Genomic DNA, 18,339 nt, shown 5'->3' with positions numbered 1-18,339 from the left:
TGCTCTAACTCAACGTCGCGAAGTGGCGCAGTGTGAAGGTGATCTGGTAAATCAGCGCGGCGGCAGCGAAGATCGCATGATAGCGCCGGTTATCCCAGAACACCGCAATCAGACTGAACAGGATAAAGCCTGCAACCTGAATCGGATATTCAGTGCCATAGAGCCGGTAGTGATCGGCTCCCTTCAACAACGTATCGATGAAATCAGCCACATAGACCAGCGCCAGAATGCCGAAAAACCACTTGCGCCGGGAAATGAAGTAATCGCGGTAGCCGGTATATTCTTCCATACTGTCGGGGAAGAGCAGCGTGCAGAGCAGGAAATACAATCCGGCATAGAAGATTACGAACAGATACTTCTCGAAAGTCCAGAGCGGAATGGTTCGCAAGCTGAACTCGAACCACCAGAAATGGATGACCGAAAGCAGGATGAAACCCACCCAAGCCAGATGGACCGGGTAAATTTTCTGCTTGCCGGGATGCTGGATAAAGCGTGCCAATCCAGTCAAAAGGCGTGAAACACACAGGCCGAGGATCATGCCTATGATGATGCGGACATGGCCAAAGGCTTCGGCTGGCGGCACACCCGTTGTCAAAGCCGGATCCATTCTTCCCCTCCGAAGCTTCACTCAACTTTGGTTCATATTGGTCGATATATTTTGGGCGATCAATGATTTAACCTCAGAAATTCGTGGATACGCCGCATATACTTGCGGAGTGTAATAAGGCGGGGCTATACCATCGCGGGCCATGTCCAAATGAAATCCAAAGGTGGAACAATCAATATGCATGACACGGTAATTCTGGTCGGTTGCGGCAATATGGGCTTCGCCATGCTGAAAGGCTGGCTCGATAGCGGTATCCTCAAGGCAAAAGACGTTTATGTCGTGGAGCCGACCGAAGCGCTTCGCGATCGCGCCGCTGGTGCTGGCGTCCATGCCTTTGCCGATGCTGAAGCCCTGCCCGGCGATCTGAAGCCGCGCATGGTTCTCGTGGCGGTCAAGCCGCAGGTCATGGCACAGGTTCTGCCAGCCTATAAGCGCTTCGCACCCGCTGCCACTTTCGTCAGTGTTGCAGCCGGTATTCCGGTCGCCCTTTTTGAAAGCAAGCTTGGTCACGATGCAGCCGTGCTTCGCTGCATGCCGAACACGCCTGCCGCCATCGGCAAGGGGATGCTCGTCACCTACAAGAACGCCAATGTGAGCGACGAGAACGAAGTCTTCGTAGGCCGCCTGCTTGAGACATCCGGCAAGGTCGCAAGTGTGGACGATGAAGCGCTGATGGACGTTGTAACCGCCGTTTCGGGTTCCGGGCCTGCCTATGTGTTCCACTTCATCGAGGCGCTGACCGATGCCGGTGTGACCGCCGGTCTGCCGCAGGAAACGGCAGCTTTGCTGGCCATGCAGACGGTGATGGGTGCAGGTGCTCTGGCCGATGCCAGCACGGACACGCCGTCAAAGCTGCGCGAACAAGTGACAAGCCCGAACGGCACCACCGCTGCCGCGCTCGAAGTTCTGATGGGCGGCGACCGCCTCAAGACGCTTGTTGCCGAAGCGGTGGAAGCGGCTCGCAAGCGGTCGGTGGAACTGGGCAAAAGCTAAACTGAGAGACGCGGCACCGCTTCGATGAGCGCCTTTGTAACAGGCGCTTGCGGTGCCGTTATCAGCTCCCGCGTCGGGCGGCATTCAACAATCTGCCCGCGCTCCATCACCGCGATACGGTCCGCCATTTGCGCTGCCACGGCGAGATCATGCGTGATGAAGAGATAGGCCGTCTGTTCCGCTTTCTGTATATCCCGCAAAAGGTTGAGAATGGCACCGCGCACGGTGACGTCGAGCGCCGAAACAGCCTCGTCCAGCACGATCAGCGACGGAGTAGTTGCAAGCGCCCGCGCAATTGCGACGCGCTGGCGCTGCCCACCGGAAATCTCTTGGACGCCGCGCCGGGCCAGTGCCGGATCAAGCCCCACCGCTTGCAGAAGACTGGCAATATCGCGTTTCAGCCCATGAATGCGCAGCGGTTCGCGTAAGAGATCGTAGACGCTCGCACGTGGATTAAAAGCCGAGAGCGGGTCCTGAAACACCATCTGCATGCGCGCCCGCTGCTTGCGGAGACTAGCCCCTTTGAGCGCCAGCCAGTCCTCGCCTTCAAAACGGATTGTACCGCTTGCAAGCGGGTGAAGTCGCAGCAGTGCCCGCGCCAGCGTGGACTTGCCGCTGCCAGACGGACCGACCAGCGCCAGTGTCTCGCCCGGCTGGATCGTCAGGCTGACGCCGTCAAGCGCAAGGGCGTCGCCATAGCGAACCACAAGCTGATCTGCATTCAGAAGCGGATCAGCCATGGGCCGCCTCCAGCACCGGCACGGCGGTGATCAGCGCTTTCGTGTAATCTGTTTGTGGGTCTGAAATGATCGTTCGAGCGGGGCCAAGTTCCACCAGCACACCCCGCCGGAAAACCGCGATGCGATCCGCCAGTCCCGATGCCAAAGCAATATCATGGGTGATGAAGATCAGCGTCATTCCGTCTGCGCGCACCAGTTCCTGCAGAAGAGAGACAATCTCCTTCTGCACAATGGTGTCGAGCGCGCTTGTCGGCTCATCCGCGATCAGCAGGCGCGGCGCGGCGGCAATGGCGAGCGCAATCGCGATACGCTGTTTCTGCCCGCCCGAAAACTGGTGCGGATAGCGCGAAAAACTTGCTTCGGGTTGCGGAATGTGAACCCGCTGTAAAAGGCTTACTGCTTTGGCTTTCGCTGCCGCTCGGTCAATTTTTGTGTGGGCGCGAATGGTCTCGACAAGTTGCGCGCCCAACGTCATCAGTGGGTCGAAGCTCGATGCCGGGTCCTGAAACACGAAGCCAATGTCGCGTCCCGGTAGCGGCTTACCGTCTGCCCATTCCATATTGCCCGAAATGCGTGCATTGCCCGGCAGGAGCGAGGCCAGCGCCAGCGCCAGCGTGCTTTTGCCCGAACCGCTTTCGCCGATGATTGCCAGAGTTTCACCGCGTCGGACATCAAGATCGATGTTCTCCAGCGCCGTTTCACGGCCATAGCGCACGGAAAGCTGTTCCAGCCGGACAATCACCGTCATGACTGCACCTCGCGCCGGGACAAGGCGTTCGTCAGTCCTTCGCCCGCCAGATAGACACCGACGACAGTGAACGCCAGTGCCAGTCCCGGCAGGATCGAAAGCCAGGGCGCAGAGCGCAAAACCGTGCGGCCCTCGGCGATCATGCCGCCCCAGGTGACGCGGTTCGGATCGCCCAAGCCCAGAAAGGACAAGGCCGCTTCGATCAATATGGCGGAAGCGACGATCACCGGCACCAGTGCCAGAACTGGCGGTAAAGCATTTGGCAGAATCTGGCGGAAAGCGATTTCCATCGGATGCATGCCGATGACACGGGCCGAAGCCACATAGTCGCTTTCGCGGATTGTGAGCACCTGCCCGCGTGTGAGGCGCGCAGCCTGCGTCCAGCTTGAAAGTGCAATTGCTGCAATCAGCACCGGCAGCGACGGCCCGGCAATGCTGACCAGCGCCAGCGCCAGCAGAAAGCCCGGCACGGTCTGGAAGGCTTCCGTAATCCGCATCAGGACTTCATCGACGATACCGCCCGCAAAACCGGCCAGCGTCCCGACAGTGCTGCCGAGGACGACTGCGGCGCAGGCTGCGGCCAGCCCGACTGCAAGCGATGTGCGCGCACCATAGAAAAGCTCAGCCAGAACATCACGTCCCAACCGGTCAGTTCCAAGAATAAAATCTGCATTGTCAAAGGGTTGCAGCAGCGGCGTTGAGACAATACTTAAAGGATCTGCGGGAAAGAGTAGCGGAGCGGCAAGTGCTGCCAGCACGAGCAGCACCAGCAGGATTGCACCTGCTATACCCTCACCCGTTCTGAAATAACGTTTAGCCCCGCTCATGCCCTACCGCCTCCGGCAGCGATACGCGGATCAAGCCAGAGATAGATCAGGTCGATAAGGAAATTCACCACAATCACCATGACGGCGCTGATCAGAATGACTCCGAGCAGAAGCGGCGTATCGCGGCTTGCGACGGCCTCCTGTGCAAGCCGCCCCAGCCCCGGCACGGCGAAAACGCTTTCGATCACCACGCTGCCGCCGAGCATGGATGCGGCCTGCAAGCCCAGCACGGTAAAGAGCGGCAACAATGCATTCCGCGCCACGTGGCGCAGGACAATACGCGAATGCGAAATGCCCCTCGCCCGCAAGGCGCGCACGAAATCCATGCGCCATATGTCGGCCATGGCGGCGCGCATGACCCGCAGGTAAAGCGCCAGATAGATCACCGCCAGCGAAACGACCGGCAACACCAGATGGACCGCAATGTCGCCTGCCCGCGCCAACCCGTGCTTGCCGGAGGCAATCGTTTCAATGCCGCTCGACGGCAACCAGCGCAGCCTGATCGAAAACAGGATGACCAGCACGAGCGCCAGCCAGAAACCGGGGATCGCATAAAGAACCAGCGATGCAACGGAAAGAAACCGGTCGCGAAAACTTCCGGGCTTCGCCCCTGCCACGATGCCAAGGAGCGACCCCACGGCAAAAGACAAGGCAGTCGCCGCGCCCATCAAAAGAAGCGTGTTGGGCAGGCGCTCCAGAATAACGTCGAGAATGGGCCGGTTGAAACTGACGGACCAGCCAAGATTACCCTGCACAAGGGTTGCCAGATAGGCCCCGAGCCGATGCCAGACCGACTGATCCAGCCCCCAGCGCGCCCGCATTTCTGCAATCGTTGCCGCATCACCGCCGAATGTTACGGCATAAGCGTCGACGGCATCGCCCGGCGCGCTTTCCAACATAAAAAAGCAGCCGACAATGACAATCACCAGCACCATAATGCTGCCGATCAATCGTTTGCGGAAAAGGGCCAGAATCTGTTTCACGGTGGCAGGATACAATCAATCCACGAGGTTCGTCACTGTTCCAGCCACGTATCCACCCAGTTGGAAACTACCCAGCGCGGATTGCTGGAAACATTCTTCACGCGGTCGCTGGCGACGGTGATGAAACCCCATTCCGCAACATTGATGAGCGGCAAATCTGCGTCCACCATCTGCTGGAACTGATGATAGAGCGCCGTGCGCTTTTTCTCATCGATTTCGCGTGCGGCTTTGGCGATCAGCGCGTCCAGTTCGGCATTGGCATAGCCACCCTGATTGGAAAACGGCACGCCTGCCGGGATACCGCCCTCAACCAGAATTGTCGTGGATATGGCCGGATCACCACGATAAACCGTCGGCGCAATGGCCAGATCAAAATCGTGGTCAGTGTAAACTGCCTTCTGGTGCGCGGCGGAATCGTTGTTGACGATGCGTGCATCGATGCCGACCGCCGCAAGCGCCTGCCGCAGATAATCACCGAACTGTTTCGTTTCGTTGAAATAGGGCGCTGGGAGAAGCTTGAGCGTGAAGCGCGTTCCGTCCTTGCCCCGCTCGTAACCAGCCTCGTCCAGAAGCGCATTCGCTTTCGCGACGTCGAACGGATAGGGCGGCACGTCATCGGTATAGAACTGGCTGTCATAACGCGGCACAGGACCGGTCGAGGTCTTGGCGTAACCGAGGAAAATTGTCTTCACCACGAAATCGCGATCGATAGCATGGGCGATTGCCTGCCGAACCTTCAGGTTCGCCAGTTCCTTGCGGCGGTGGTTGATTTCCACCACGAGCTGGTAGGTCAACGCCTCATAGCCCTTGGAGATGACCGTGAGGCCCGGAACCTTCGAAATGCGGTCCAGATCGGCGAGCGGCACGGCGGAAAAGGCGGCGAGGTCGATTTCTTCGGCCTCCAGCGCGCCAGCCGCTGCGGCGCGATCCGGCAGCACGCGATAGACAATCTCGTCCAGATAAGGCTCACCCTTGCCCCAATAATCGTCGTTGCGTGTCAGCCGGTAATATTCGCCGGTCTTATGTTCGGCATATTTGAACGGGCCGGTGCCTACGAGCTTTTCATTGGCCGGGTTGGCCATGACGTCACTGCCCGCGAAGACATGCTTCGGCAGCACTGCCGTCAGCGCCGGCAGGGCATTGCGGATAAGCTGGAAGGGCGTCGGCTCGGAGAAATGGAAAACGGCAGTGAGGTCATCCGGCGTTTCGACCTTCTCCAGCGCCTTGAACACAACACGGCCCAGGTTTTGCAGCGGTTTCCAGATTTCCATGGCCGAGAACGCAACATCCGCCGATGTGAACGGCTTGCCGTCATGCCATTTAACGCCTTCGCGCAGACGGAACCTCACCGTCAGCCCGTCGGCGGAGCCTTCCCAGCCTGTCGCAAGTCGTGGCGCGAGACCATTTTCGCCCTCGAAGGACGCTTCCGCCAGAGGTTCGATCACCTTGCTTGCGACGAAGAAAACGCCATTGGAGGCCACGATGGCCGGGTTCAGATTACGTGGCTCTGAATCTGCGGCCACGACCAGTCGCCCGCCTTTCTGCGCTTCACCAGCCGCATTCGACCGTTGCGGCCAGACGGCGACAGCGGCCAAAGCGGTCGATCCCGCCAGAAAAGCCCTACGTGACAGAACCAGTTGAGCCATATCCATTGCCCCGCAATCACATTTTCATTTGACGACTTTTTATACCAGTCACCCGTAAATGACAGGATCAAAACCTGTTACCGGAACAATAAATATCGAAAAACACTTCGCTTTCCGGCATCTTTAACCGTCAAGTAAAAATAATATTTCAATTATTTGCTAGCTTATTATTGAAGTATTTCAACCTATGCGTTTGAATTATTTTTTCGATTAAACCCAATTTAAAGAAAATCCCCTCTTGCCAAACAGGGCTTCTTCCGTAGATCATGGTTAATTATGTGTTGTCGTATTTCGTGAGTTTCATTTCGACACGGCACGCATAGACCACTGAAGAGCAATTCATGGCTCTTATTTGAATGCATTTGTACGCCCCATTTCATTCATCTGGCGGCAAATGCCCCCTGAAAGCTGAACCCATTGGAAGAGAGGAAACAGAAATGTCTAGTTTGCTGCCCCCGCTTCATGACGGTCACGCACCGATCTATCTGCATCATGCATTCCAGGATGCGGTCGATGCTTATGAAGATTGGGCTCTGGAAACGACCGAACCGTCCGTTCAGGTCAACGGCAAGGTCACACGGATCAGTGTCATCTTCCGCCGCCTGTGGAACTGCACCGACATGGTGCCGCGCCACACGCTGGAAGCGCTGAGGGATATCGTTCCGACCGGCATCATCCATGCTGAACACTGGAAGGAAACGCCCACATTTGCAGAAGCCGCCCGCATCATGCGTGCCGCTCTGGAAGGGCGCAAGGCACGACGGCTCCCGGTCGTGTGCTGATTTCCTGAAACCATAAAGGAAACGGGCGGATTTTCCGCCCGTTTTGCATTCAACTGCTGATCCTTCGACAAGCTCAGGATGAGGTTCGACAGTTCTGGATGAAGGAAGCCGAGCCTATGCAGCCACCAGCGCTTGAGAGCCTGAATCAAAAAGCTGCATGTGTGTGCGAAAATGGTGATTTTCGAGTACCGGAGCGCAGTGTACTTTTGAGCATGGCCCCCAAAAGTTGCAGACTTTTCGGATAAGACTATGCACCAGAGAAAGCTGCATGAGCGCCGGAACGCAGACAAATTGCCATTTGCAGCCACACAGGATGGCTTTTGGAACAGGCTCTAAACAACAGGATCAAGTTTGCGGAAGCGCACGCGGGCGCTGCGTTCGATGGCGGCAACGGTCAGTTCATCCAGTGTCCAGCGGTCACGCAGCATCTGGAGAAATTCCAGTTCTTCCTGCTCCACATGCAGATCGGCAGCAGCGACTTCGACAGCCAGCGCATAGGCCGTATCGTAGAGACGTTCCGGCAGTGCTTCATGGGCAAGGTCGAGAATTTTTTCCAGGCCGTCTTCATCGGCAAGAAGCGCATAGCAATCATTGGCAATCTGCGGCAGGCGGCCGGTATCGAACCCGCGGAAAACCGGCAGGCGCGTCACCACATTGCCGATGGATTCCAGCTCGGCATCGGTCATGGTGGTGTCGGCGGCAGACGTCGTAATCATAATATAGACGAGTGCATCCTGCTGGGTGATCTTTTTCATCGGGTACTCCTGCACAACAATAGCCGGAATCAACTTCAACGGCCCAAATTGTTTTGAAAGTTAGGAAGCCGCATCCCGTTGCGCAAGGAAATTCGGTCGCAACCGTTGACGGACAGTGGTTGCCGCGCCATAGAGCAGTATGCGCCTCCCTTGCGCGCAAGTTTTCAATGAATAAACTTTCTTCACAGGATTAAACCATGACCTCGCACCGCCTTCCCGAAATCACGCTGACCCCGGAACTGACCGCGGCGGCTGCGGAAGCGAAAGCATGGCCTTTTGAAGAAGCGAAGAAAATCCTCAAGCGCTATGCAAAGACCGGCCTGCCGGAAACGGTGATTTTCGAGACCGGTTATGGCCCTTCCGGCCTGCCGCATATCGGCACGTTCGGCGAAGTGGCGCGCACCTCGATGGTGCGCCACGCCTTTCGCATCCTCACCGAAGACAAGGTCAAGACACGCCTGATCTGCTTCTCCGACGATCTCGACGGCATGCGCAAGATCCCGGACAACGTGCCGGACAAGGCAGCCCTTGAACCCTATCTGCAGATGCCGCTTTCCGCCGTTCCGAACCCGTTCGGTGGCGACTACAAGAGCTTTGCGGACCATAACAACGCCATGCTGTGCCGCTTCCTCGACACTTTCGGCTTCGATTATGAATTCGCCAGCGCGACGGAATATTACCAGTCCGGCAAGTTCGACGCCGTGCTTCTCAAGGCTGTCGAGCGCTATGACGACATCATGAAGGTGATGCTGCCGACGCTCGGCGAAGAGCGTCAGGCGACCTACAGCCCGTTCCTGCCGATCTCGCCGAAGTCCGGTCGCGTGCTTTACGTGCCGATGAAGAGCGTGGATGCCAAGGCTGGCACCATCACGTTCGACGATGAGGACGGCGTTGAAACCACGCTATCCGTCACAGGCGGCAAGGTGAAGCTGCAATGGAAGCCGGATTTCGGCATGCGCTGGGCAGCGCTCGGCGTCGATTTCGAAATGTTCGGCAAGGACCACCAGACCAATGCGGGTGTTTATGACCGCATCTGCGAAATCCTCGGCGGTCGCGCGCCGGAACATTTCGTCTACGAACTATTCCTCGACGAGCTGGGCCAGAAGATTTCCAAGTCCAAGGGCAACGGCATTTCCATCGATGAATGGCTAGCCTATGCGCCGACTGAAAGCCTTGCGCTTTACAATTTTCAGAAGCCGAAGACCGCCAAGCGGCTTTACTTCGATGTCATCCCGAAGGCGGTGGACGAATATTTCACCTATCTCTCGGCCTATGAGCGTCAGGAATGGAAGGACCGGCTGAATAATCCGGTCTGGCACATTCATTACGGCAACCCGCCGAAGGTGAACCTGCCAGTCACTTTCGCGCTGATGCTCAATCTGGTCAGCGCATCGAATGCCGAAAATCCGGCTGTGCTGTGGGGTTTTATCTCGCGCCACGTGCCGGGCGTTACGCCGGAAAACAATCCGGAACTCGACGCGCTCGTCGGCTATGCGATCCGTTACTTCAACGATTTCGTGAAGCCGACCAAGCAGTTCCGCGCGCCGGACGATGTGGAACGCGCAGCGCTCGAAGCGCTGGATGCGAAGCTCGCAACGCTGCCTGCCGGCACCGATGGCAACGACATCCAGAATGCCATTCTCGACGTTGCCCGCGCCATTGAGCGTTATCAGGACCACACCAAGAAGAGCCCGGAAGGCGGTCCCGGCGTTTCGGTTTCCTTCTTCCAGATGCTCTATGAAGTGCTGATCGGTCAGGAACGCGGACCGCGCTTCGGCTCCTTCGTCGCGCTTTACGGCATCGACGAAACCCGCGCGCTGATCAAAAAGGCGCTGGCTGGCGAACTGGCCTAAGTGCCCAGACACTACAGGAAACAGCCCCGGTTTTCCGGGGCTTTTTTCATTGGATGACCGACATTGCCCTGGGTCACATATACCCATGCGCTGAGAAAGCGCCTGATCTGTGGGCTCTGCGCGGTTTCAATACCCTCCGCCGCCCAGCTGCTATCTATCACTCGACCCCAATATGCCTGGGATGATGAGCAACGACGCTTCCTATGCTGAACCAATCCTGTTGATGAGCCATGGTGGCACTCCCGGTCACCTATTCACTTTTGCGCTCCGGCGCCGGAGTATTTCAAAGTAAGTTTAAATATACTCTTGATTGTCATTTTCGACTTTTATTGTATTAACATATGTTAAGCTGGAATAATCTCTATTAAATAATGACACCGGAATATAAACCAAAGATTATTTGGTAATCCCACCATCATCTGTGATAGGATGTATGGATAATATCCAATCTTCACACACAGTGCGAGCATCCCTTTACTCCATCGAATGCTAGATTCGATGGACATTCGGAACTGTCGAGAAGACCTCCGGCGATTGAAGAAACGGAGCCTGCAGTGTCAACCGAGTTTGAAAAGATACGGCGCACAGTGCGCAGACGTCGGACCATGATCATCGTGGCCAAACATACGCTCGTGCGGACATCCATCGTGAAATTCCTGGAATACGAACTTGCCGATTGTAATGTCGTTGGCATGGCCTCTTTAACAGAACTGGTCAAAGCCAGCAGACGTGACATAGCTCTTATTGCGTTGGATCTGGGAGGCAGAGCGATGGATAGCTCCGCACTGCGGGAAGAGCTCCTCACCGTTGAGAGCCACTTTCAAGCGGCGTCGATTGCCCTTTTCTCTGACAAGGACGATGTTCTGCTGGAGTCACAAGCGATTAAAATGGGCGTGCGAGGGTTCTTTACGTCGTCCCTTCCGGTAGAGATCGCTCTGGCTGGCATTCGGCTGGTGCTCGCGGGAGGCATATTCTGTCCGCATCCGCAGGGCGCTCAGAGTACGATTCAAACAACGATCTCCCTCAAAGACAGATCAACGACTGAATTGACCGACGATGGAACCGATAGTGTGAACTACAGCTGGTGCCAGCCAGCCATTACCGGTTTCACACCGCGGGAAGTTGACGTTCTGACTGAGTTGCAGCGCGGTCATTCAAACAAGGTCATTGCTGAGAAGCTCAATCTTTCCGGCAATACCGTGAAGATGCACTTGCAGCATATTATGCGTAAACTACATGTTCAGAACAGAACTGAAGTCGTTCTGTTGCTTGGTGCCAAAGCGACTGCCAATGGGAGCGCCATTCAATAGGCGCAGATAATTCAGTTTTCGCGGAAAGCCCGGTGAAAACTGTCCAGCAATGGCCTGACAGCATAAAGTGCGACACTGCTTTCCCCGGTTTCTATCAGGGCCTGCACAGGCATTCCGGGGATCATTTCCACGTCTCCGGCCTGCATCAGTTCATCGTCGGTCACGCGGATCGTCGCGGCATAGTAGGGCTGCCCGGTCTGTTTATCGATAAGCCGGTCGGCCGAAACATATGTCACTTGTCCTTCCAGAAGAGGCACGCGTCGCTGATCATAGGGCAAAAGATGCACCTGAGCGTTCAAGCCGGGACGCACAAGGTTGATATCCTCGGGCCGAACATGCGCTGACACGATCATGTTGCCATCCTGCGGCACCAGATCCAGCAACGGCTCGCCTGCCCCGATAACGCCGCCCGTCGTGTGAATGCGCAAATCCATGACAATCCCGTTCTCGGGCGCCTTGATATCTGTCCGGATCAGTTGATCGTTGATTGCGCGGTATCGTTCGCTTAACAGGAAAAGCTGGTTTTCGGTCTCGCGCAGTTCCTTTGCGATCTCGTTTTGGCGATCACTCTCCAGCTTGACGAGATTGGCCTGTGCTTCATTGATCACCTGATAAGCGCGGGACATCTGAGCTATGGTCTCTCCCAGCTGTCCATCCAGATCAGCTTTCTCGCGTGCGAGATTCAATACGCTCGTTTTGCGCTCGAGTCCCTTTTTCACAAGCGGGTTTATCATGTCCAGTTGCTGGCGCGTGATCTCGATGCGGGACGACAAGGCCATTTTTTGCGCTGCCAATCCGGTTATCTCTTCCTTCACCTGCCCCATTTTCTCGTGCGTTATGGCAATTTCAGATCGATAGACGTCGCGACGGGCTTCAAATATTCTTCGTTGTCCGACGACAATGGCGTTGACGGCCGGGTTATGCGGCGCGAGTTGTTCCAGCTCCGGTGGAAACAAAAGTTGCATCTCGTTCGCCTGTTCAGCGACCAGCCGAGCCCGGCTCGCCTGTGCGTCCCACAGCTGTCCTTGAATACCGACCAGCTCCGTCCTGGGCTTTGTATCGTCCAGCTTGATCAGAATCTGACCGTTGGAAACCAAATCGCCATTGTGGACATAGATCTGCTGAACAATACCGCCTTCCAGATGCTGAATGGTCTTGCGGCTGGATTCCGCTTCGACAACACCCACAGCGACCGCCGCACTTTTAAGCGGTGCGAAAACTGCCCATATTCCGAAGCCTGCAACGAATATCAATACGAGCAGGTTTCCTGTCCAGGCCACGCCGCGCAGCCTTGGCCGTGATGTAAGCGGCGTTGGCAAAGTGTTTTTCCCAGGCAGCAATAGCGGGAAAGACGGGAGCTTCAGCTGTATTGCCCGCAAATGAGCCAGCAGCAGCGAATACTTCAACGCATTTGCTACCTTCACCGGGAGTTCGATGGGAACGAGGGTCATGACGAGGCATCCCTTACGGTCCAGTTTTCGCGGGGACGCGAAGGAAAGCATCGAAGATTTTCTCGCTATCTCCAAAAGCGCTCACCATACCGTCGCGCATCACAGCGATTTTGTCGGTCACGGGCAGAATGCCCATTCGATGCGTGATGATCACAATTGTAATTTGCCTGCACTTCATGCGCTCTATGGCGTCGAACAACAGCCGCTCACCCTCATAGTCGAGACTGGAATTCGGATCATCAAGGACCACGAGAGGAGGGTTGCCATAGGCTGCGCGCGCCAGTCCCAATTGCTGGCGTTGCGCCCGCAGAAGCAAGGCGCCACCTTCGCCGATATCGGTTTCGTATCCCTGCGGCAATCGCATGATCGTCTCATGCAGCCCGACGAGCTTGGCAGCTTCGATAACCTTACGCGGATCCGAGCTGTCGAGCCGACCGATGACATCTTTGATCGCACCGCCGAAAAGTTCAATATCCTGCGGCAGATAGCCGATATGGCGGGCATTGTCGCAATGGCGAAGCAGTGAAATATCGATGCCGCCCAGAAGAGCACATCCGCAGGTGGGCCGTGAAACGCCGGCCAGAATTCGTCCGAGAGTGGATTTTCCCGATCCTGAAGGGCCGATCAAGGCAACACAATCGCCAGGAGCAACCTGAAACGATACGCCTCGCAGAATGAACCGATCCGATGAGGGGAACCGATAGCCGACATTGTCGAGAACGAGCTGGCCTTTGGGCTCCGGTAGCAGAATGGTTCGCTTGTTGTCTCCGGGTGCAACCAGAGTGAGCATCTTATTCAGGCGGTTGAATGCGCCGCGCACGAAAGCCAGTGCCCGCCACGCGCCTATGGCGCCTTCTACAGGTGCCAGTCCACGCCCCAGCAACAGACTGGCGACAAAAATAATTCCGGGGTTGCTGTTGTTCTGGAGGACGAGCCATGTCGCGGCTCCCATCATCAAAATTTGCGTCAACGCACGCACCGATTTCGAGAATGCCTGAAGTACCTCTGTTCGACGTGCCACCCCGTCCTGAGCCGCTCTGACAGCCTCGGCATCCCGGTAAATGAGGTGAGCTGCGCCATGTTGCATCCCCATCGCGCGGATTACACCGATATATTTGAGAGCCATTGTGAAGCGGGAATAGCTTCGTGCCTGCGCAATATTTGCCTGTTCATTCAATTCGCGCGTCGTGAATTCATTCAACAAGGCCAAAAGCAGCAGACACAATGCACTGCTCAAGCCGATAAACCCGAGGAGCGGATGAACCAGAAAAAGCAGCACAAGAAAAACTGGGGCCCAGGGAATATCGAACAATAGCGCACATGATGGGGAATCCAGAAACTGACGCAAAACGGAAAGGTCACGATAATTTTCAGCGGCTGTTCCGGCATCAGTGCGCGCCGCATATTCAAATGATGCATTCATGACGACAGGACGCAATTGACGATCGAGCCAGCTGCCGATCCGGGAAAGCGCGGCGCGGCGTACGATATCGAGCAGAGACCCGACAATAACGGCTATCGCGATGATGATCGTGAGCATCAACAAAGTATCGACGCTGCGGCTCGACAGAACACGATCATAGATCTGAAGAAGATAGAGGGAGGGAGCAAGCAGAAAGATATTATAGCCGCAGCTATAGGCGAAGACCAAACCGAAGGCACCGGCACACCGACGCAAGGCAGCGACCAATGGGGTCACCGTATAGCGCGCTTGCGTAAATGCCGCTGTCATGTGTCGTCTCCGTCGAGATCTCCATTGTTATCGTAGGTTCACAATACCCATTGGCCTGTGAGGCAATGTCAGCGTATCGGCAATTCCGGGTAAAATGGGGAGCAACGATTTCAACCGTCGCTCCCAAGTCGGATTTCTCGACTACCCAGCAAAAGCCAATCGCCGATCACAGCGGCAAGTGGCTCAGATCGATATCGTGAAAATTGTCGTTAAAGCTGTCGACAAAGTTCGCGATATCGTTGGTCGTCGTAGTGGTTGTTGTGGTCGTCGTTTCCGGATTGGAGTGCACGAGCGCAGAGGAAATATCACCGCCGCGAGCCATGTTCCCATCGCCGCCGTTGCCACCGACCCCTGCAAGGATCGTTGCGTGCTGGTCGGCCAGAAGTTCGGTATATTGAACGGCACTGGTGTCCGCCTGACCGGCTGCTACATTGCCGCCGCTCGAAGAACCCAGACTGCCGTTGGAATTCGCGTCGCCGCCAGCACCGCCAGCACCATTGTTGGTGATGTTGGCGAGAAAGCCATTCGCTGCATCGGCTCCGCCGCCATCTCCGGCATGGCCTGCGTCCCAGCTGGCGTTTAACCACGGGGAATCGCCACTATGCACATCAACGGCTGCGCCTGTTACGTTTTGCGTATTGGCCACGACTGCACTTGGATTGTAATTGATATTCCCAAAATTATAGCCATCAGCACCGTTACCGGCATTAGCGTCGCCTGCATAAACGTCACTGAGATGGATTGTGTCGGAAACTCTCGGAATAGGCATTGTTTAATTCCTCCCTGTTGAGCCCCAGCCCTGTTTCGGATTGAACATCAGTCTTGGTGGTCGGCATTCCCAGATAAGAGATTGGCAAAATCGCGTTACCGACCGCGTTCCAAAGAGTGCGCGTGTTGATGTTGCGGGACTAGCTAGAAATTCGGGTACCTACTTTAGGGTGGGCCAGACCGGAATGTATCAAGCGTGAAGAAGGCCAAGAATGTCGTTTGCAAGAAGCGCATCATGGCTTGTGTCGGTCAGATTATCGTAGCCGCCTGAACCACCGATACCGGCAATCTGTAAAGCATGCTGATCGACAAGCAGATGGTCTATCTGCTGGGCATCAGCGGTTCCGCCAGCGGGAACTGCAATATTGATCGGGTGGAAATACCCGATATTCACGTCCACCATACTGCCCAGGGAAACACCGTCACCACCGCTTCCTGCAGCTGTATTGCCGGTGAAAATTGTGTCCGAGGCCATGTTGAAGCCGCCGCCATTACCGCCGATCCCGGCAATCTGCGTGCCGCCCTGATCGAAAATCACGTTGTTTGTCTGGTGCGCCTCTGCATTGCCGCCAGCGGCAGCGACAGCGATATTGATGGGGGAGAAGATCGCCACGTTCACATCGATCATGGTGCCGGCAAAAACACCCGCGCCACCATGACCCGCATAATTATCACCGGTGAAATAATAGGAATTTCCAGCGTCTGTATGTATCGGAGAGGCCGAAACGGACCCGGCGGCATTATGGTCTCCACCCGAGCCTCCAATACCCGCCATCTGGTCCGCGCCTTGCAGGAAGGCAGCGTTGTTGGTCTGGTTGGCAGACGCTACGGAATTGGATCCGCCTGCAACCGCAGCATTGACGGGAGCAAAAACCGCGACGTCAGAGCTGACAAGTCCCCCGAAGAAAACCCCGGCGCCACCGCTTCCTGCATGATTGGAGGTCGCGCCTTCTGTACCTCCGATCACGGCGTTGCCGTTTCCGCCGTCTCCCCCCATTCCAGCCATTTCAACGACATGCTGATTAATCAATGCATTGTTGAACTGGTCCGCGCCCGCCCCGGCTCCCGGACCGGCAATTGCCGTATTGGACGGAACGAACACAGCGGATGCGTCGCTGCTTATCACACCGACGCTCAGTCCCATTCCACCGCTTCCAGCGGAATTGCCAGTTGTGCCTGAAGCGACACCGAAAGGGAGCCATGTCGGCACGAGCGCCAGATGTCCGGCTGCGGTAGTTAAAGACGTACCTTGAACACCACCTGCAGTGAGGGTCTCGTTGGATATGGGACGTAGTTCATTCATCACCATTTCTCCTCGCCGGGCCCAATTCCCAATGGTGTTGAGAAATATTCGGCTCCATGGCTATTGTGCCGTCAAATGACGCAAAAGAAGAGCCGGTAATTTGTCTACATCTGTTTGGGTGTAATGCACCCTTCGGGTTCCGTGCGGGTAACTTGAGCTTATATGGATCCGCTGCTGGAAACGTGCTCTGCACGGACCATGGCTATACCGACAGCCACCATTTCACATGGCGCGCGACGGTCTGCCCACATTTCGCAAGTGAAACAATTATCTTCATTTGACTTTCTTTTTGTTTTCGATTTTCATTGTTTGGCTTTCACACTCGCAATGGCCGAACGTGTGAACAGGGGGAGGAACATGTCAGTTACGAGTGCGCATGCCCTCTTCTCGGACAGTGGCGATAACGGTGTTCGGCACCATCGCCAAAGCGACAAGCTGCGTGCTTGTCGAAGTCATCCAAACCGAGTTTGTTCAAGCGTTAAAGATCACGGTCGCGCTGCCGCATCTGCTGGCTCGCGCTCATTGAGCGCCGGGTTCGGTGTTGTGTTAAGCTGGATGAAATCCGTTGGGAAACATCCTGTTAACAGCGCCCGGATTGTCGTTGGAACTTGCATGTTTCCTGAGAAAGTGTGGAAGCGGTCCGCAGAACACGGATTGCTCATAAGGGATAAGGCACAGTCCCTGGAAGTTCATATTGAGAGGAATTGCCAATAAGCGCAATAATTCCGACGGTTGGAGGAGGCCTCGGGACATATGCTGGAATTGCGAAATATCTCGAAGACGGTTGGTGGAGCCACCCATATCCATCCGACAAGTCTGGTACTGCCTCGCGGGAGCCTGAATGTGCTGCTCGGACCGACCTTGTCCGGGAAGACCTCGCTCATGCGCCTCATGGCGGGTCTGGACAAGCCAAGTGAAGGCTCGATCCTGTTCGACGGACAGGATGTTACAGGCATGCCCGTGCAGAAGCGCAATGTGGCGATGGTCTACCAGCAGTTTATCAATTACCCGGCTCTGACGGTCTATGAAAACATTGCTTCGCCGATGCGCATCGCCGGAAAGGCACAGTCGGAGATCGACAGCGAGGTTCGCAAGGCGGCAGACCTTCTCAAGCTGACGCCTTATCTGGACCGCACACCGCTTAACCTCTCCGGCGGACAGCAACAGCGCACTGCGATTGCCCGGGCCATTGTGAAAAAGGCCAATCTCGTCCTCCTCGATGAACCGCTGGCCAATCTCGACTACAAGCTGCGTGAGGAACTCCGTGAAGAGCTGCCGCGCATCTTTGCCGAATCCGGTGCGATCTTTGTTTACGCAACAACCGAACCTTCGGAAGCACTGCTGCTCGGCGGCAATACGGCGGCACTTTCAGAAGGCCGCATCACGCAGTTCGGGCGCACAATCGATGTCTATCGCCGCCCGCTCGACCTCGTCACGGCACGAACATTTGCCGACCCGCCCCTGAACACAGCACGCATGGTCAAGTCGGGGGATCGTTTCCTGCGCGCCGACCGCCCGGCCATTGCCGTACCAAGCCAATTGGCTGATATAAGCGACGGTCCACTGACGATCGCGTTTCAGCCACATCATCTGCTGGTCCGTCCGGCGGAAAACGCTACGGTTCCCATTCGGGCCCGCACGCTGGTATCCGAGATCGCAGGATCGGAAAGCTTTATCCATCTCGATTACGAAGGCGACCGCTGGGTCATGCTGGCGCACGGTATCCAGATCGTCGAGCCTGACCGCGAAATCGAGGTCTACCTCGACACGCGACACCTGATGGCATTCGATGAAACTGGCCGCGCGGTTGGCCGCACGGTTGGTTTGGCGGCATAGGAGGG

The 18,339-nt window shown here is 56.2% G+C and carries 17 protein-coding genes; 6 read left to right on the top strand and 11 right to left on the bottom strand.

All coding sequences use genetic code 11. The features are described from left to right. Positions 1-4: 4 nt before the first annotated feature. A complete protein-coding gene (locus tag AC1RHM_RS11360) occupies positions 5-607 on the bottom strand; it encodes a hypothetical protein (RefSeq protein ID WP_010659149.1) in 603 nt (200 codons plus the stop codon). Between the two features lie 177 nt (positions 608-784). Between AC1RHM_RS11360 and proC the strand changes: the two genes are divergently transcribed. After that, the gene (proC, locus tag AC1RHM_RS11355) at positions 785-1,600 is read left to right on the top strand and encodes a pyrroline-5-carboxylate reductase (RefSeq protein ID WP_010659150.1); all 816 of its coding nucleotides are present in this window, start codon (positions 785-787) and stop codon (positions 1,598-1,600) included. On the opposite strand, the gene AC1RHM_RS11350 is transcribed toward proC, so the two are convergent. From AC1RHM_RS11350 to AC1RHM_RS11330, 5 genes are read right to left on the bottom strand one after another with little or no spacing between them, the layout of a single operon-like run. Continuing rightward, entirely contained in the window at positions 1,597-2,340 is a 744-nt protein-coding gene (locus AC1RHM_RS11350; protein WP_010659151.1) for an ABC transporter ATP-binding protein, read from the bottom strand. The genes proC and AC1RHM_RS11350 overlap by 4 nt on opposite strands. Continuing rightward, on the bottom strand, positions 2,333-3,088 hold the full coding sequence (locus AC1RHM_RS11345) for an ABC transporter ATP-binding protein (RefSeq protein ID WP_010659152.1): 756 nt from the start codon (positions 3,086-3,088) through the stop codon (positions 2,333-2,335). The genes AC1RHM_RS11350 and AC1RHM_RS11345 overlap by 8 nt, the downstream gene beginning before the upstream one ends. Next, positions 3,085-3,915: an ABC transporter permease gene (locus tag AC1RHM_RS11340; protein ID WP_010659153.1), complete on the bottom strand. Its 831-nt coding sequence runs from the start codon at positions 3,913-3,915 to the stop codon at positions 3,085-3,087. The genes AC1RHM_RS11345 and AC1RHM_RS11340 overlap by 4 nt, the downstream gene beginning before the upstream one ends. Further along, on the bottom strand, positions 3,912-4,913 hold the full coding sequence (locus AC1RHM_RS11335) for an ABC transporter permease (protein WP_010659154.1): 1,002 nt from the start codon (positions 4,911-4,913) through the stop codon (positions 3,912-3,914). The genes AC1RHM_RS11340 and AC1RHM_RS11335 overlap by 4 nt, the downstream gene beginning before the upstream one ends. Positions 4,914-4,930: 17 nt before the next feature. Beyond that, positions 4,931-6,544, bottom strand: a complete 1,614-nt coding sequence (locus tag AC1RHM_RS11330) for an ABC transporter substrate-binding protein (protein WP_010659155.1) — start codon at positions 6,542-6,544, stop codon at positions 4,931-4,933. Between the two features lie 437 nt (positions 6,545-6,981). Here AC1RHM_RS11330 and AC1RHM_RS11325 point away from each other — a divergent pair, with 437 nt between their 5' ends. After that, entirely contained in the window at positions 6,982-7,326 is a 345-nt protein-coding gene (locus AC1RHM_RS11325) for a BRA0787 family protein (protein WP_010659156.1), read from the top strand. Positions 7,327-7,658: 332 nt separating this feature from the next. Here the strand turns inward: AC1RHM_RS11325 and AC1RHM_RS11320 are convergent, their stop codons facing one another. Further along, on the bottom strand, positions 7,659-8,081 hold the full coding sequence (locus AC1RHM_RS11320; RefSeq protein WP_010659157.1) for a tellurite resistance TerB family protein: 423 nt from the start codon (positions 8,079-8,081) through the stop codon (positions 7,659-7,661). Positions 8,082-8,278: 197 nt separating this feature from the next. On the opposite strand from AC1RHM_RS11320, the gene AC1RHM_RS11315 reads away from it, so the two are divergent. Both AC1RHM_RS11315 and AC1RHM_RS11310 read left to right on the top strand, forming a co-directional pair. Further along, the gene (locus AC1RHM_RS11315; protein ID WP_010659158.1) at positions 8,279-9,934 is read left to right on the top strand and encodes a lysine--tRNA ligase; all 1,656 of its coding nucleotides are present in this window, start codon (positions 8,279-8,281) and stop codon (positions 9,932-9,934) included. A 605-nt stretch (positions 9,935-10,539) separates the two neighbouring features. After that, entirely contained in the window at positions 10,540-11,244 is a 705-nt protein-coding gene (locus AC1RHM_RS11310; RefSeq protein ID WP_010659159.1) for a LuxR C-terminal-related transcriptional regulator, read from the top strand. Between the two features lie 11 nt (positions 11,245-11,255). Here the strand turns inward: AC1RHM_RS11310 and AC1RHM_RS11305 are convergent, their stop codons facing one another. The 4 genes from AC1RHM_RS11305 to AC1RHM_RS11290 form a co-directional block, all read right to left on the bottom strand. Further along, positions 11,256-12,695, bottom strand: coding sequence for an HlyD family type I secretion periplasmic adaptor subunit (locus AC1RHM_RS11305; RefSeq protein WP_010659160.1), 1,440 nt, complete (start codon positions 12,693-12,695; stop codon positions 11,256-11,258). Between the two features lie 13 nt (positions 12,696-12,708). Continuing rightward, positions 12,709-14,427, bottom strand: a complete 1,719-nt coding sequence (locus AC1RHM_RS11300; RefSeq protein ID WP_052174248.1) for a type I secretion system permease/ATPase — start codon at positions 14,425-14,427, stop codon at positions 12,709-12,711. Between the two features lie 166 nt (positions 14,428-14,593). Continuing rightward, positions 14,594-15,196: a hypothetical protein gene (locus AC1RHM_RS11295; protein ID WP_010659161.1), complete on the bottom strand. Its 603-nt coding sequence runs from the start codon at positions 15,194-15,196 to the stop codon at positions 14,594-14,596. 189 nt (positions 15,197-15,385) lie between these two features. Further along, positions 15,386-16,498 carry a hypothetical protein gene (locus AC1RHM_RS11290; protein ID WP_010659162.1) on the bottom strand — a complete coding sequence of 371 codons (1,113 nt, stop codon included), beginning with the start codon at positions 16,496-16,498 and terminating at the stop codon, positions 15,386-15,388. Between the two features lie 376 nt (positions 16,499-16,874). Here AC1RHM_RS11290 and AC1RHM_RS11285 point away from each other — a divergent pair, with 376 nt between their 5' ends. Together AC1RHM_RS11285 and AC1RHM_RS11280 are read left to right on the top strand one after the other, a co-directional pair. Next, positions 16,875-17,024 (top strand): hypothetical protein, encoded by a 150-nt coding sequence (locus AC1RHM_RS11285; RefSeq protein WP_155269240.1) that lies wholly within the window; start codon positions 16,875-16,877, stop codon positions 17,022-17,024. 227 nt (positions 17,025-17,251) lie between these two features. Next, a complete protein-coding gene (locus AC1RHM_RS11280) occupies positions 17,252-18,334 on the top strand; it encodes an ABC transporter ATP-binding protein (RefSeq protein ID WP_010659163.1) in 1,083 nt (360 codons plus the stop codon). Positions 18,335-18,339: the final 5 nt, after the last annotated feature.

It is taken from the genome of Brucella sp. GW823-FHT04E01 (genome assembly GCF_058796175.1).
Note: the sequence above shows the minus strand (reverse complement) of the source record. Positions and strands in the feature narration are given on the sequence as shown.

Excerpts from the sequence above, each read along its gene's own strand:
- AC1RHM_RS11360 (WP_010659149.1), bottom strand. The coding sequence starts at position 607 with ATGGATCCGGCTTTGACAACGGGTGTGCCGCCAGCCGAAGCCTTTGGC.
- proC (WP_010659150.1), top strand. The coding sequence starts at position 785 with ATGCATGACACGGTAATTCTGGTCGGTTGCGGCAATATGGGCTTCGCC.
- AC1RHM_RS11350 (WP_010659151.1), bottom strand. The coding sequence starts at position 2,340 with ATGGCTGATCCGCTTCTGAATGCAGATCAGCTTGTGGTTCGCTATGGC.
- AC1RHM_RS11345 (WP_010659152.1), bottom strand. The coding sequence starts at position 3,088 with ATGACGGTGATTGTCCGGCTGGAACAGCTTTCCGTGCGCTATGGCCGT.
- AC1RHM_RS11340 (WP_010659153.1), bottom strand. The coding sequence starts at position 3,915 with ATGAGCGGGGCTAAACGTTATTTCAGAACGGGTGAGGGTATAGCAGGT.
- AC1RHM_RS11330 (WP_010659155.1), bottom strand. The coding sequence starts at position 6,544 with ATGGCTCAACTGGTTCTGTCACGTAGGGCTTTTCTGGCGGGATCGACC.
- AC1RHM_RS11325 (WP_010659156.1), top strand. The coding sequence starts at position 6,982 with ATGTCTAGTTTGCTGCCCCCGCTTCATGACGGTCACGCACCGATCTAT.
- AC1RHM_RS11320 (WP_010659157.1), bottom strand. The coding sequence starts at position 8,081 with ATGAAAAAGATCACCCAGCAGGATGCACTCGTCTATATTATGATTACG.
- AC1RHM_RS11315 (WP_010659158.1), top strand. The coding sequence starts at position 8,279 with ATGACCTCGCACCGCCTTCCCGAAATCACGCTGACCCCGGAACTGACC.
- AC1RHM_RS11310 (WP_010659159.1), top strand. The coding sequence starts at position 10,540 with ATGATCATCGTGGCCAAACATACGCTCGTGCGGACATCCATCGTGAAA.
- AC1RHM_RS11305 (WP_010659160.1), bottom strand. The coding sequence starts at position 12,695 with ATGACCCTCGTTCCCATCGAACTCCCGGTGAAGGTAGCAAATGCGTTG.
- AC1RHM_RS11300 (WP_052174248.1), bottom strand. The coding sequence starts at position 14,427 with ATGACAGCGGCATTTACGCAAGCGCGCTATACGGTGACCCCATTGGTC.
- AC1RHM_RS11295 (WP_010659161.1), bottom strand. The coding sequence starts at position 15,196 with ATGCCTATTCCGAGAGTTTCCGACACAATCCATCTCAGTGACGTTTAT.
- AC1RHM_RS11290 (WP_010659162.1), bottom strand. The coding sequence starts at position 16,498 with ATGAATGAACTACGTCCCATATCCAACGAGACCCTCACTGCAGGTGGT.
- AC1RHM_RS11285 (WP_155269240.1), top strand. The coding sequence starts at position 16,875 with ATGCCCTCTTCTCGGACAGTGGCGATAACGGTGTTCGGCACCATCGCC.
- AC1RHM_RS11280 (WP_010659163.1), top strand. The coding sequence starts at position 17,252 with ATGCTGGAATTGCGAAATATCTCGAAGACGGTTGGTGGAGCCACCCAT.